Here is a 13877-nt window from a genome sequence, read left to right as displayed (position 1 = left end):
GGTTGATAGGCCAGATCTGGAAGCACCGTAAGGTGTGGAGGTGACTGGTACTAATAGGCCGAGGGCTTGTCCTCAGTTGCTCGCGTCCACTGTGTAGTTCCCAGACAACGAACAGTTTGTGCTGGCTGAACAGTTTCACTTATCAATTGAAAAGTGTGCTAGTTCGCCGCCCTGTTCTTATGTCCCTCGATGGGGGATGTCTGAAAGGGTTTCGGTGGTCATAGCGTGAGGGAAACGCCCGGTTACATTTCGAACCCGGAAGCTAAGCCTCACAGCGCCGATGGTACTGCAGGGGGGACCCTGTGGGAGAGTAGGACGCCGCCGAACTAATTTTGAGAGGACCTTTGGTCCCGGCACACACGCTGGGACCAAGGGTCCTTTTTGTATTTCCAGAACTCTTCTCGAAGCGCGCCGGTACCCCTGCTGCGAGAGAATGACTGCGGTACCAAAGACAGGAGTCACGCCGATGTCCACCAACTCTCCCGACGAGCGACCGGAGCGCGAGCAGCGCCGCCGGGACAGTGGTGACCGGGACGGCTCCCGCGGTGGCGCTCCGCGCCGCGACCGGCCGCAGGGTGACCGTGATCGTGGGCCGCGCCGTGACAGTGGCGACCGACCTCCGTTCCGTCGGGACGACCGGCGTGACGACAACCGTGGTGGCGACAACCGTGGTGGCGGCGGTGGCTTCCGGCGCGATGACAATCGCGGTGGCGACAACCGTGGCGGTGGCGGCGGTGGCTTCCGGCGTGACGACAACCGTGGTGGCGACAACCGCGGTGGTGGTGGGTTCCGGCGCGATGACAATCGCGGTGGTGACAGCCGTGGTGGTGGTGGTGGTTTCCGTGGCCGCGATGACCGTCCCTCCTATGGTGGTGGCGACCGCGACCGCGACCGTGATCGTGGGCCGCGCCGTGACAGTGGCGACCGACCTCCGTTCCGTCGGGACGACCGGCGTGACGACAACCGCGGTGGCGACAACCGTGGTGGTGGCGGTGGGTTCCGGCGTGACGACAATCGCGGTGGCGACAACCGCGGTGGTGGTGGCTTCCGTGGCCGCGACGATCGTCCCTCCTACGGTGGCGGCGACCGCGATCGTGGGCCGCGCCGCGACAGTGACCGTCCCCCCTTCCGCCGCGACGACCGACGTGACGACAACCGTGGTGGCGACAGCCGTGGCGGTGGTGGGTTCCGGCGTGACGACAATCGTGGTGGTGACAGCCGTGGTGGTGGCGGTGGCTTCCGTGGCCGCGATGACCGTCCCTCCTATGGTGGTGGCGACCGTGATCGCGGGCCGCGCCGTGACAGTGGCGACCGACCTCCGTTCCGTCGGGACGACCGGCGTGACGACAACCGCGGTGGCGACAACCGTGGTGGTGGCGGTGGGTTCCGACGTGACGACAATCGCGGTGGCGACAACCGCGGTGGTGGTGGCTTCCGTGGCCGCGACGATCGTCCCTCCTACGGTGGCGGCGACCGTGATCGTGGGCCGCGCCGTGACAGTGGTGACCGTCCCCCCTTCCGCCGCGACGACCGACGCGATGACAACCGCGGTGGCGGCGGTGGCTTCCGTGGCCGCGACGATCGTCCCTCCTACGGTGGCGGCGACCGCGACCGCGATCGTGGGCCGCGCCGCGACAGCGACCGTCCCCCCTTCCGGCGCGACGATGACCGGCGCGACGACAACCGTGGCGGTGGCTTCCGGCGTGACGACAGTCGTGGCGGCGGGTTCCGCGGGCGCGACGACCGGCGTGATGACCGGCGGGACGACCGCCGTGGTGGCGGGCGCTACCGCGACGAGCGGGAGCGGGATCGTGAGCCGATCAAGCGGCTGCCGATCCCCGAGGACGTTTCCGGCTTCGAGCTCGACAAGGACGTACAGCAGGAGCTGCAGTCCCTGCCGAAGGGGCTTGCGGAGGACGTCGCCAAGAACCTGGTGATGGTCGCCCGGCTGATCGATGACGACCCCGAGGGCGCTTACGGGTACGCGAAGGTGGCTCTGCGGCTCGCGTCCCGTGTGGCTGCCGTGCGCGAGGCTGCCGGATTCGCCGCCTACGCGAGTCAGAACTACAGCGAGGCACTCGCCGAGTTCCGGGCCGCGCGCCGCATGACAGGGCACGTAGAACTGTGGCCCGTGATGGCCGACTGTGAGCGTGGGCTCGGGCGGCCCGAGAAGGCGCTCGACATGGCCGGGGCGCCCGAGGTGCAGAAGCTCGACAAGGCCGGGCAGGTCGAGATGCGGCTCGTCGCCGCCGGTGCGCGGCGTGACCTGGACCAGTTGGACGCTGCCATCGTGACGCTGCAGAGTCCCGAGCTGGCCTCGAACTCCGTGCAGCCGTGGACCGCGCGGCTGCGGTACGCGTACGCCGACGCGCTGCTGGCCGCCGGGCGGGAGGACGAGGCGCGCGAGTGGTTCGCCAAGGCCGTGGAGTCCGACAAGGACGGCAGCACGGACGCGTCGGACCGGCTGGCCGAGCTGGACGGTGTCGAGTTCGTCGATGCCTTCGACGGTGACGGCGACGACGCCGATGAGGTCGCGGCGCCGGCCGGCAGCGAAGGCGAGCGCGAAGCCGACGACGACCGTGAGGGTGACGGTGTCGATGAAGGCGACGACGAGGGCGCTGACGAGAAGTAGCCGGCGCGGCCGGTGAGGTGAGATGACGGGCGGGTCCTTCGGGACCCGCCCGTCAGTCGTTCGTGAGCGTGCGAAGGACCAGGCCCGTGGCCGGCTTCGGGCCGAACGACGTCGACTTGCGAGGCATCGTCACCCCCTGGCGGGCCAGCTCGCGGACGACTTCCTCGCGGACCGGGTGCATGAGGACCGCCGTGCCACCGTCGCGCCGGGCCTTCTCCACCGTCGCCTCCGTGTCATGGATGTAGCTGACACAGGCGGGGGAGTCCTCGGGGATACCCCAGACATGGCCGAGGAGCGTGGCGTGCAGGACCGTCGCGTCCAGAGTGCGCCAGGCCTCCGGCCGGCCCGTCGGGATCGTCCGGTCGAGGAGGGCCCGGTCCGGCTGGTCGAGCAGGTGGTACCTGTCGTCGGCGCCGGTGAGGAGAAACGCGTTGCCGTGGTGCGCGGCCTCGGCGAGCGACTCCAGCGCCTGAGCGAGAGGGCCCGCGACTTCCCGTACGCGGAAGAAGGGGGCAGCCGTCGCCAGTGCCTGGTCGATCGGGAGGCGGTTGAGGAGACGGTGGATGGCACGGACGCGCAGGGGGTAGCGCACCGTGTCGACGAGGAGGACCAGACCGTGGTCCCACGGGGTGGGCGACGGATGTTCGGCGCGCAGCCGCAGGTAGGTCGCCCAGCGATGGTGGCCGTCGGCGATCAGGGCCTGGTGGTGGGCCAGATCGTCGCGGACCGCGCGGACGTCCGACGGGTCCGTGAGCGACCACAGGCGGTGGTTGTAGCCGTCCTCGGTGGTCGTGGAGAGGAGCGGCGGATGCTGGACCGTGCGTTCGATGACGGCGGTGGCGCCCGTCCCGTCGCCGTTGCCCCGATAGGTCAGCAGGAGGGGTTCGAAGTTCGCTGCTGTGGTGCGCATCAGGCCCGCGCGGTCCTCGACCACGTGCGGCATGACGTCCTCGTGCGGGAGAACCACGCCTTCGGAGGCTTCCGACAGGCGCAGGGCGCCGATGATGCCGCGCTGTAGTAGATCGCCGCTGCGCTGTTCGTATACGTAGAGGGCCGGTTCGGTGTCGGGGGCGAGGACGCCCTCGGCGAGCCAGCGGTGCAGGGTGGCGGCCGCCTGGTCGTTGCGCGACTGCGGGGACGTGGCCTGCGGGAGGATCAGACGGACGATGTTGTGCGGGTCCGCGCTCTCCAGGTGCAGCAGGCCGTCCGGGCGGACGACGACGTCGTACGGAGGTGAGGTGACGGCCGCCAGGCTGCCGATGCGCGCGGGGACGTAGCGCACCCCTCGGAAGGGGCGCAGATCCAAGCCGTCACCTGCAGTGTTCATCCGTGCATCGTACGAGTGTCAGTGGCTTGAGGGATGATCGGGGGAGAGGGACCGATGAAGGGCGATAGGGAATGAGCCAGAGTGCGAGTGGTACGGGTGACGGTGGGCCGCGGGTGGGGCCGGGGAGCAGTACGCGGGCGTTGAGCGAGGCGTACGACACCGCGCTGCTCGATCTGGACGGGGTCGTGTACGCGGGCGGGCATGCCATCGCGCACGCCGTCGACTCATTGGCCGATGCGCGCGACGGGGGCATGGGGCTCGCGTATGTCACCAACAACGCGCTGCGCACGCCTGACGCCGTCGCGGAGCACCTGACCGAGCTCGGAATTCCGACCGAGGCGGACGACGTCATCACGTCGGCGCAGGCCGTCTCGCGGCTCATCAGTGAGCAAGTTCCCGAGGGCGCGCGGGTGTTGGTGATCGGTGGGGAAGGGCTGCGGGTCGCGTTGCGGGAGCGGGGGCTGGAGCCGGTCGAGTCCGCCGACGACGAGCCCGTCGCGGTCGTACAGGGGTACGGCGGGCCCGACATGGCCTGGAAGCGGTTCTCCGAGGCCTGTTATGCCATTGCGGGGGGCGTTCCCTGGTTCGCCTCCAACACCGATCTGACCATTCCGAGCGCGCGGGGCATCGCTCCGGGGAACGGGGCGGCTGTCGAGGTCGTCCGGATCGCGACAGGGGCGGAGCCGCAGATCGCGGGCAAACCGCTGCCGCCGATGCACCGGGAGACGATTTTGCGGACCGGGGCGAAGACGCCGCTGGTTGTGGGGGACCGCCTCGACACGGATATCGAGGGCGCGTTCAACGGGGAGGTGGATTCGCTCCTCGTGCTGACCGGTGTGACGGACGGGGCGCAACTGCTGGCTGCGCCGCCGCAGCACCGGCCCACCTATGTGGACCGCGACCTGCGCGGAATGCTGACCGGGCAGCCTGAGGTGACCGAGGCGCAGGGCGCGTTCGAGTGCGGCGGGTGGACCGCCACGGCCGGGGACGAGCGCTTGGAGCTGGAGGGGGACGGGGACGCGATCGACGCCCTGCGGGCGCTGTGCGCTGCCGCTTGGACGGCGGCGGGGGACGGGGTGTGCGAGCTGGACTCGGCGAAGGTGTTGGCGCGGCTGGATCTGTAGCGGGGTGGGCAGGGGGGCGGGTGCCCAGCGGCGTCGCGGCGGGGTGCCCGGTAGAGGCAAGCGGTCAGGCGCTGTGCGGGCTGTTCAGGCCGCTTCGCCGGATTGGGCCAGGGCGTCCTCCGAAGTTCCCTGGCGCCAGTAGCCCGAGAACTTGACGCGTTTGCGGTCGAAGCCGCGTTCCGTCACCAGATGGCGGCGGACCGACTTCACCGAGGACGACTCGCCCACCACGAAGGCGTAGGGCGTGCCCTCGGGGAGCGTCGCCGCGCGGATCGCCTCGGGGGTGGTGCCGGAGGCGGTGAGCCAGGTGATGTCCGCGTCCGCATGCGTGGGAAGCGCCTGGCGGTCCTCCGGCGTGGGCACCTCGATCCAGGCGCGGACGGGGACGGAGCGGGGCAGGTGGGCCAGGATGTTGGCGATGGCCGGCAGCGCCGAGGGGTCCGCCGTCAGCAGGATCCAGTCGGTGTCGGCGGGCGGGCGGAACTCGAAGGCCAGGTTCTCCTCGACAACCGGGGCGAAGACGCCCACCCGGTCGCCGGGGCGCGCCCGCAGGGCCCACCGGGAGGCCGGGCCCTCGTCGCCGTGCGCCGCGAAGTCGACGGTCAACTCGCCTGCGGGGGCGTCCAGTTCGCGGATCGTGTACGTGCGCATGATGCCGCGTGTCGCGGGGTCGAGCGCCTGCCATGCGGCGTACCACTCGTCGTCGGCGCTGTCCGGGAGATGCGGGGCCTGCTGTCCCGCCGACGGCAGGAACAGTTTGATGCGCTGGTCGCGGCCGGCCGATGCCATGCGGGGCATGCCGGGGCCGCCGAAGACCACGCGGACCATGGACGGAGTGAGGCGTTCGGCCCGTAGGACGTGGAGGGCGAAGAGGTCGAAGGGAGCCGGAGCCGGAGCGGGAGCCGGGTCCGCGGCGGTGGCTCCGGCAGTCGTTCCGGTGGCGGTCGTGGCGGTGGCCGTGGTCGGGGCAGCTGTTTCTGTCATGTCGCGAGCCTCTTGGGATGGGTAATGCAGTGTGTTTGGAGTGTTTGGTGTGCTTGGGGTGTTTGCCGTTGCGGCATGTGGTGAGCAGAGCCGTGAGCAGCACGCACCGGGGGCGGCCCGTGACAGGGCAGGAGGTATGAGGGATGCTTCTCTCGGCACAGCAGAATGTGGCCAATTTGGAGGGTAGGCTAACCTAACCTCGTGTTGGTCGACAGCCCCCCAGAATCGAGCGCGGACACCGCTCCCGCGCCCCCCGGCCGCCGTGCGGCGATACGCACGGCCGGGCTTCTCGTCTCGGTCGTCGTGCTGGTCGCCGTCCTGGTGGCGAGCATCGCCGTCGGTGCCAAACCGCTTGCTCTGGATCAGGTCTGGCACGGGCTGTTCCACGACACGGGTACGTACGCGGACATCGTCGTCGGCGAGCGCGTCTCGCGGACGCTGCTCGGTCTGCTGGCCGGGCTCGCGCTCGGCCTCGCCGGCGCCGTGCTGCAGGCCCTGACCCGTAACCCGCTGGCCGACCCCGGCATCCTCGGTATCAACATGGGTGCGTCGGCCGCCGTCGTGACCGCCATCACCTTCTTCGGGGTGACCTCGTTCAGCGGCTACGTGTGGTTCGCCTTCTTCGGCTCCGCCGCGGTCGGTGTGCTCGTGTACGTCCTCGGCGGTACGCGCGGCGCGACCCCTGTGCGGCTCGCTCTCGCCGGAACCGCGATCAGCGCGGCGCTGTCCGGCTACCTGTACGCGGTGATGATCACCGACGACGTCGCGCTCAACCGCATGCGGTTCTGGCAGGTCGGCTCGCTGGCCAGCGCCAAGATGGACACGATCCAGCAGGTGCTGCCGTTCATCGTCGTCGGCGCCGTGCTCGCGCTCGGCCTCGCCCGGCCGCTCAACGCGATGGCCATGGGCGACGACACCGCCCGCGCCCTCGGCGCCCACCTCGGCCGCACCCGCGCCCTGAGCATGGCCGCCGCGACCCTGCTGTGCGGCGCCGCCACCGCGGCCTGCGGGCCCATCGTCTTCGTCGGCCTGATGGTGCCGCACATCGTGCGCTCGTTCACCGGACCCGACATGCGCTGGATCCTGCCGTACGCGGCGGTCCTGTCGCCCGTCCTGCTGCTCGGCGCCGACGTCGTGGGACGGCTCGTGGCGCGCCCCGCCGAACTGCAGGTCGGCATCGTCACGGCCGTCATCGGCGCGCCGGTCTTCATCGTTCTCGTACGCCGTCGGAAGTTGGCCCAGCTGTGAAGGCGATACGCACCCCGGGCGGGCTCTCCGTACGGCTCCACGTCCGTTCGGCCGTCGTCGTCGCGGTCCTGCTCGTGGCCGCGCTCGCCGCGAGCGTCGTGCTGATCGGCACCGGAGACTTCCCGATCCCGGCCCTCGACGTCCTGCGCACCCTCGCGGGCCACGGCGACGTCGGGCAGGAGTTCATCATCAACGACCTGCGCCTTCCGCGGGTCCTCGTCGGCCTCCTGGTCGGCGGCGCGCTCGGCCTGTCCGGCGCGCTCTTCCAGTCCATCTCACGCAACCCGCTGGGCAGCCCCGACGTGCTCGGCCTCGGGCAGGGCTCGACGGCGGGCGCGCTCGTGATGATCGTGATCTTCGGCGGCAGCGCCACGCAGGTCGCCCTCGGCGCGCTCGTCGGCGGACTCGTCACCGGTTTCGCGATCTACGTCCTCGCGTGGAAGCGGGGCGTGCACGGCTACCGGCTCGTCCTCGTCGGCATCGGTATCTCCGCGTTCGTCACCGCCATCAACGGCTATCTGCTCACCAAGGCCGACTTCGTGGACGCGGCCCGCGCCACCGTGTGGATGACCGGGTCCCTCAACGGGCGCGGCTGGGAACAGGTGTGGCCGCTGCTGATCCTGTTCGCGATCCTCGTCCCGGTCGTGGCCGCGTTCGGGCGTCCGCTGCGCATGCTGGAGATGGGCGACGACGCGGCCGGCGCCCTCGGCATCCGCGTCGAGCGCACCCGGCTGCTGCTGCTCACCGCCTCCGTCTTCCTCACCGCGGCCGCGACCGCCGCGGCGGGACCCGTGGTCTTCGTGGCGCTGACCGCCCCGCAGATCGCCCGGCGGCTGACCAAGTCGCCCGGACCGAACCTGCTGGCCGCCACCTGGATGGGCGCAACGCTGCTGATCGTCGCCGACCTGGTCTCGCAGCGGATGTTCGGCGCGGACCAGCTGCCCGTCGGCGTGGTGACCGGCGTCGTCGGCGGTGTCTACCTCCTGTGGCTCCTCGTCACGGAGCGCAAGGCAGGACGGATATGAGCGCGCGCCCGCACACCCCCTCCGCGGACGAGGACCAGCCGCACCGGAACCAAAGGAGCACCGCAGTGAACAGGCTGATAGCCGACGACGTGACCCTCGGATACGACCAGCGTGTCATCGCCGAGAAGCTGTCCGTGGAGATCCCCGACAACTCCTTCACGGTGATCGTCGGCCCGAACGCCTGTGGCAAGTCCACGCTGCTGCGCGCCCTGTCGCGGATGCTCAAGCCGAGCGCGGGCCGGGTCCTGCTCGACGGCGCCGCCATCCAGTCGATGCCCGCCAAGAAGGTCGCCAAGACGCTCGGTCTGCTGCCGCAGTCGTCGGTCGCGCCCGACGGCATCACCGTCGGCGACCTCGTCGCCCGCGGCCGCTACCCGCACCAGGGGCTGCTTCGCCAGTGGTCGCCGCAGGACGAGACGGTCGTACGGGAGTCCATGGAGTCCACCGGCGTCGCCGAACTCGCCGACCGTTACGTCGACGAACTCTCCGGCGGCCAGCGCCAGCGCGTGTGGATCGCCATGGCGCTCGCCCAGCAGACGCCGCTGCTGCTGCTCGACGAGCCGACGACCTTCCTGGACATCCAGCACCAGATCGACGTGCTCGACCTCTGCGCGGAGCTGCACGAGGAGCAGGGGTGCACGCTCGTCGCCGTCCTGCACGACCTCAACCACGCCGCCCGGTACGCCACCCACCTCATCGCGCTGCGCGACGGCGAGATCATCGCCGAGGGCGCCCCGAGGGACATCGTCACCGCCGACCTCGTCGAGCGGCTCTTCGGGATGAAGTGCCAGGTCATCGACGATCCGGAGACGGGGACCCCGCTGGTCGTGCCGGCGGCGCGCAAGGCCCGCAGGCCGGCGGCCCACGCGGAGCTCCCGGCCGTGGCTAAAGCAGCGTCCTGAGGCGCAGCAGGTCGCGGAACGAGGCCTCCAGCCTGACCCGTCCCGCCGCCCAGGCCTTCGCGAAGTTCAGCCGGCCGTTCACCATCGCCACCAGGTCGTCGCCCGACATCGAGAGGCGGATCTGCGCCTTCTCGGCGGGCGGCCCCTGGCGGGTGTCGAGCACCACGATCCGGCCGTCCTCCAGACGGCCGGAAAACGTCACGTCCAGATCCGTGATCCGGCAGCTCAGCGAGCGGTCGAGCGCCGCGGCGGCCCGGACGTCGCCACCCGCGCCCGCCATGTTGTCCGAGAGTTTGTCGAGCGCCGCCCGGCACTCCTCCGTAGTGGCCATCGTGATCGACGGTACACCGGGCTTCCGGGGTAGCGTCTGAGCATGAGTGAGACCCCCGCCGAAGCGGAAGCCGAGGCCGATGCCGTGACCGAGGCTCCGGTTCCCGGCGAACCGTCGTACGAGCCCGCGGCCCCCGCTCCCCTCGGCATCGAGCGCACCCCCACGGGCAACGCCGACGTGGACGCGCAGCTCGAGCGGCTCGGCGATGTGGACCACCTCGCGGCGGACGGACACGTCGAGGTGTACGAGGATGTACATCAGGGGCTGCGGACGGCGCTGACCGCGCTGGACGCCGCGCCCCGGCCGTCTTCCCCGGACGAGCCGTCTTCCCCGTATGAGCACAGGAGCTGAACCGACCGTGGCAGGTGTGGCACGTATCCGCCTCGACGCCGAACTCGTCCGCCGTGAGCTGGCCCGCTCGCGCGAGCACGCCAGCCAGCTGATCGCCGCGGGCCGGGTCTCCGTCGGCAAGATCGTCGCGACCAAGCCGGCGACGCAGGTGGAGAAGGCCGCGGCGATCGTCGTCGCGGCGGACGACGGCGACCCCGAGTACGTCTCGCGCGGCGGGCACAAGCTCGCGGGCGCGCTGGCCGCGTTCGCTCCGCAGGGGCTCGTGGTGGCGGGGCGGCGGGCGCTGGACGCCGGCGCGTCGACCGGCGGCTTCACCGACGTCCTGCTGCGGGCCGGTGTCGCGCACGTCGTCGCCGTCGACGTGGGGTACGGGCAGCTCGCCTGGTCCCTGCAGAGCGATGAACGCGTCACCGTCAAGGACCGTACGAACGTACGTGAGTTGACGCTGGAGGCGATCGACGGTGTGCCGGTGGACGTAGTGGTCGGGGATCTGTCCTTCATCCCGCTGAAGCTTGTGCTGCCCGCCCTGGCGCGGTGTGCGGCGCCGGACGCGGACCTCGTGCTGATGGTCAAGCCGCAGTTCGAGGTCGGCAAGGAGCGGCTCGGCAGCGGGGGCGTCGTGCGCAGCCCCGAACTACGGGCCGAGGCCGTGCGGGGCGTGGCCGCGCACGCGTTCAAGCTGGGGCTCGGCGTGCGGGGCGTCACCGCGAGCCCGCTGCCCGGGCCCTCCGGGAACGTCGAGTACTTTCTGTGGCTGCGAGCCGGGGCGCCCGAACTGGACCCGGCCGACGTCGATCGTGCAGTGGCGGAGGGGCCGCGTTGACACAGAGCCGAGCTCGTACTGTTTTCCTGCTCGCGCACACCGGGCGGCCGGCGGCCATCCGCAGCGCCGAGCTCGTGGTGCAGGGGCTGCTGAAGAACGGCCTCGGGGTGCGGGTGCTGGCCTCGGAGGCGGCCGATCTGCCGCTGCCGCCCTCCGTGGACCTGGTGAAGGAGGCCACACCGGCCTGCCTCGACGGATGCGAGCTGCTCATCGTCCTCGGCGGTGACGGGACGCTGCTGCGCGGCGCCGAGTTCTCGCGGGCGTCGGGGGTGCCGATGCTCGGCGTGAACCTGGGGCGCGTCGGATTCCTCGCGGAGGCCGAGCGCGACGACCTGGACCAGGTCGTCGAGCGGGTCGTCAGCAAGGAGTACGAGGTCGAGGAGCGCATGACGATCGACGTCGTCGTGCACCGCAACGGTGATGTCGTGCACCGCGACTGGGCGCTCAACGAGGCCGCCGTGCAGAAGACCGAGCCCGAGCGGATGCTCGAGGTCGTCCTGGAGATCGACGGGCGGCCCGTCACCGGGTTCGGCTGCGACGGGATCGTGTGCGCGACGCCGACCGGGTCGACGGCATACGCGTTCTCGGCGGGCGGGCCCGTGGTGTGGCCCGAGGTCGAGGCGCTGCTGATGGTGCCGATCAGCGCGCACGCCCTGTTCGCCAAGCCGCTGGTGACCTCGCCGAATTCGGTGCTCGCCGTCGAGGTGCAGCCGCACACACCGCACGGGGTGTTGTGGTGCGACGGGCGGCGGACCGTGGAACTGCCTGCGGGGGCGCGGGTGGAGGTGCGGCGGGGTGCTGTTCCGGTGCGGCTCGCCCGGCTGCACCATGCCGTTTTCACTGACCGTCTGGTGGCCAAGTTCGCGCTGCCGGTGGCTGGCTGGCGCGGGGCACCGCACTAGGGCCAGGCTCTCTCAGCCCCGCAGGACCCGTACCGCCTGTCCTCGCCTCGCCCACCGCACCGGTGCGGTGGGCGACGTGCCCGCCACCACCAGCGCCTCCCAGAACGCCCTCACGCGGATGTGACGGCGCTGGGAGCCGACCGGGCCGACGGGCGCCGAGACCACCCGGGCCGCCACCGCCGGCCGGGGCGGGGTCGGCCCCACCCCGACAGCCCGCCCCCGGGGCACTCGCGCGGGTGACAGACCCCGCCGCGGAGCCCGCGCGACCTGCCGATTCGGTCCCGTGGGCCGGGGCCCGTCGCACAGGTGGCCCCCGACCTCGTAAGGTCGTGTCCGTGTTGGAGGAGATGCGGATACGGTCGCTCGGAGTCATCGACGACGCGGTGGTCGAGCTGTCACCCGGATTCACGGCGGTGACCGGCGAGACCGGCGCGGGCAAGACGATGGTCGTCACGAGCCTCGGGCTGCTGCTCGGTGGGCGGGCCGACCCCGCGCTCGTGCGGATCGGTGCGAAGAACGCGGTGGTGGAGGGGCGCATCGCCGTGCCCGCCGGTTCGAACGCGCTGGCGCGCGCCGAGGAGGCCGGCGCCGAACTGGACGACGGGGTGCTGCTCGTCAGCCGTACCGTTTCGGCCGAGGGGCGCTCGCGGGCCCATCTGGGCGGGAGATCCGTGCCGGTGGGAGTCCTCGCCGAACTCGCCGACGAACTCGTCGCCGTGCACGGCCAGACCGACCAGCAGGGACTGTTGAAGCTCGGCAGACAGCGACAGGCGCTCGACCGGTACGCCGGGGACGCCGTCGCGGTGCCGCTCGCCAAGTACGCGACCGTGTACAAGCGCCTGAGAAGCGTCGGCGCCGAGCTGGACGAGATCACCACGCGCGCCCGGGAGCGGGCCCAGGAGGCGGATCTGCTGCGGTTCGGGCTCGACGAGATCGCCGCTGTCGAGCCGCGCGCCGGTGAGGACGTCGAGCTGGCCGATGAGGCCTCGCGGCTCGGGCACGCGGAGGCCCTCGCCTCGGCCGCCGCCACCGCGCACGCCGCGCTCGCCGGGAACCCCGAGGACCCGGAGGGGGTCGACGCCACGACCCTGGTCGGCGGCGCGAACCGGGCCCTCGACGCCGTACGGGCCCACGACCCGGCCCTGGCCACGCTCGCCGAGCGGATCGGCGAAGTGCAGATCCTGCTCACCGATGTCGCCGCCGAACTCGCCGGATACGCCGACGACCTGGACGCCGACCCGCTGCGGCTCTCGGCCGTCGAGGAGCGCCGCGCCGCGCTCACCCAGCTGACGCGCAAGTACGGCGAGGACGTCACGGCGGTGCTCGGCTGGGCCGAGGCGAGCGCCGCGCGGCTGCTCGAACTCGACGGCGACGACGAGCGGATCGACGAGCTGGCCGCCGAACGCGACGCGCTGAGCGCTGAACTCGGCGTGCTGGCGCAGGAGTTGACGAACGCCCGCACCGAGGCCGCCTCGCGGTTCGCGGCCGCGGTCACCGACGAGCTGGCCTCGCTCGCCATGCCGCACGCCCGGGTCTCCTTCGACATCCGGCAGAACGAGACGGACGCGGGCGACGGCGTCGAGATCGACGGCCGGAGCGTGGTCTGCGGGCCCAGCGGTGTCGACGAGGTCGAGCTGCTGCTCGCGCCGCACCCCGGGGCGCCGCCCCGCCCCATCGCCAAGGGCGCGTCCGGCGGTGAGCTGTCCCGGGTGATGCTCGCGGTGGAGGTCGTCTTCGCGGGCACCGACCCCGTGCCCACGTACCTCTTCGACGAGGTCGACGCGGGCGTCGGCGGCAAGGCGGCCGTCGAGATCGGCCGGCGCCTCGCCAAGCTCGCCAAGTCCGCGCAGGTCGTGGTCGTCACGCACCTGCCGCAGGTCGCGGCCTTCGCCGACCGGCAGCTGCTGGTCGAGAAGACGAACGACGGGATCGTGACGCGCTCCGGAGTCACCGTGCTCGAAGGCGAGGACCGCGTACGGGAGTTGTCGCGGATGCTCGCGGGCCAGGAGGACTCGGAGACGGCGCGGGCCCACGCGGAAGAGCTCCTCGAGACGGCCCGGGCCGATGCGTAGGCCTAGGGCCCTTCTGGCGGATTTCCGCGGCGTCCCGACGCCCGGCACGCCCCCTCACCGCACGGCGTGAAGGGACAGGTGGCTCCGCCACATGACCCTTCACGCCGCACTCCCCCAGCCTCCGGCCGGGGGGACCCCCAGGGCACGCTTCCCCAA

General features: G+C 71.5%; 13 protein-coding genes and 1 rRNA gene. 11 read left to right on the top strand and 3 right to left on the bottom strand.

The window, feature by feature from the left end:
• Positions 1–210: 210 nt before the first annotated feature.
• The 3 genes from rrf (at position 211) to ACIREE_RS10975 (ending at position 2632) form a co-directional block, all read left to right on the top strand.
• Positions 211–327, top strand: a 5S ribosomal RNA gene (rrf, locus tag ACIREE_RS10985).
• Between the two features lie 248 nt (positions 328–575).
• Positions 576–1937, top strand: coding sequence for a hypothetical protein (locus tag ACIREE_RS10980; protein ID WP_404149432.1), 1362 nt, complete (start codon positions 576–578; stop codon positions 1935–1937).
• Positions 1829–2632 (top strand): hypothetical protein, encoded by an 804-nt coding sequence (locus ACIREE_RS10975; protein ID WP_404149430.1) that lies wholly within the window; start codon positions 1829–1831, stop codon positions 2630–2632. The genes ACIREE_RS10980 and ACIREE_RS10975 overlap by 109 nt, the downstream gene beginning before the upstream one ends.
• Positions 2633–2684: 52 nt before the next feature.
• Here ACIREE_RS10975 and ACIREE_RS10970 read toward each other — a convergent pair whose 3' ends face one another.
• Positions 2685–3959 (bottom strand): DUF1015 family protein, encoded by a 1275-nt coding sequence (locus ACIREE_RS10970; RefSeq protein ID WP_404149359.1) that lies wholly within the window; start codon positions 3957–3959, stop codon positions 2685–2687.
• A 71-nt stretch (positions 3960–4030) separates the two neighbouring features.
• Between ACIREE_RS10970 and ACIREE_RS10965 the strand changes: the two genes are divergently transcribed.
• Positions 4031–5083 (top strand): HAD hydrolase-like protein, encoded by a 1053-nt coding sequence (locus ACIREE_RS10965; protein WP_404149357.1) that lies wholly within the window; start codon positions 4031–4033, stop codon positions 5081–5083.
• An 84-nt stretch (positions 5084–5167) separates the two neighbouring features.
• Here ACIREE_RS10965 and ACIREE_RS10960 read toward each other — a convergent pair whose 3' ends face one another.
• Entirely contained in the window at positions 5168–6067 is a 900-nt protein-coding gene (locus tag ACIREE_RS10960; protein ID WP_404149354.1) for a siderophore-interacting protein, read from the bottom strand.
• 201 nt (positions 6068–6268) lie between these two features.
• On the opposite strand from ACIREE_RS10960, the gene ACIREE_RS10955 reads away from it, so the two are divergent.
• From ACIREE_RS10955 to ACIREE_RS10945, 3 genes are read left to right on the top strand one after another with little or no spacing between them, the layout of a single operon-like run.
• Entirely contained in the window at positions 6269–7315 is a 1047-nt protein-coding gene (locus ACIREE_RS10955) for a FecCD family ABC transporter permease (RefSeq protein ID WP_404149351.1), read from the top strand.
• Positions 7312–8340 carry a FecCD family ABC transporter permease gene (locus tag ACIREE_RS10950; protein ID WP_404149349.1) on the top strand — a complete coding sequence of 343 codons (1029 nt, stop codon included), beginning with the start codon at positions 7312–7314 and terminating at the stop codon, positions 8338–8340. Before ACIREE_RS10955 ends, ACIREE_RS10950 begins: the two co-directional genes overlap by 4 nt.
• Positions 8337–9242 carry an ABC transporter ATP-binding protein gene (locus ACIREE_RS10945; RefSeq protein WP_404149347.1) on the top strand — a complete coding sequence of 302 codons (906 nt, stop codon included), beginning with the start codon at positions 8337–8339 and terminating at the stop codon, positions 9240–9242. The genes ACIREE_RS10950 and ACIREE_RS10945 overlap by 4 nt, the downstream gene beginning before the upstream one ends.
• Here ACIREE_RS10945 and ACIREE_RS10940 read toward each other — a convergent pair.
• Positions 9226–9573, bottom strand: coding sequence for an SCP2 sterol-binding domain-containing protein (locus ACIREE_RS10940; RefSeq protein ID WP_404149344.1), 348 nt, complete (start codon positions 9571–9573; stop codon positions 9226–9228). The genes ACIREE_RS10945 and ACIREE_RS10940 overlap by 17 nt on opposite strands.
• Before the next feature lie 42 nt (positions 9574–9615).
• Here ACIREE_RS10940 and ACIREE_RS10935 point away from each other — a divergent pair, with 42 nt between their 5' ends.
• The 4 genes from ACIREE_RS10935 (at position 9616) to recN (ending at position 13721) form a co-directional block, all read left to right on the top strand.
• Positions 9616–9924 (top strand): hypothetical protein, encoded by a 309-nt coding sequence (locus ACIREE_RS10935; protein ID WP_404149341.1) that lies wholly within the window; start codon positions 9616–9618, stop codon positions 9922–9924.
• 7 nt (positions 9925–9931) lie between these two features.
• On the top strand, positions 9932–10747 hold the full coding sequence (locus ACIREE_RS10930) for a TlyA family RNA methyltransferase (RefSeq protein WP_404149338.1): 816 nt from the start codon (positions 9932–9934) through the stop codon (positions 10745–10747).
• Positions 10744–11649 carry an NAD kinase gene (locus ACIREE_RS10925; protein ID WP_404149335.1) on the top strand — a complete coding sequence of 302 codons (906 nt, stop codon included), beginning with the start codon at positions 10744–10746 and terminating at the stop codon, positions 11647–11649. The genes ACIREE_RS10930 and ACIREE_RS10925 overlap by 4 nt, the downstream gene beginning before the upstream one ends.
• Before the next feature lie 347 nt (positions 11650–11996).
• Complete coding sequence (recN, locus tag ACIREE_RS10920) at positions 11997–13721, top strand: DNA repair protein RecN (protein WP_404149427.1); 1725 nt, start codon at positions 11997–11999, stop codon at positions 13719–13721.
• Positions 13722–13877: the final 156 nt, after the last annotated feature.

This window comes from Streptomyces sp. NPDC102467 (assembly GCF_044765445.1).
Taxonomy (GTDB): Bacteria; Actinomycetota; Actinomycetes; order Streptomycetales; family Streptomycetaceae; genus Streptomyces.
The sequence above is the reverse complement of the archived record's forward strand: the minus strand, read 5'-3'. Positions and strand labels throughout refer to the sequence as shown.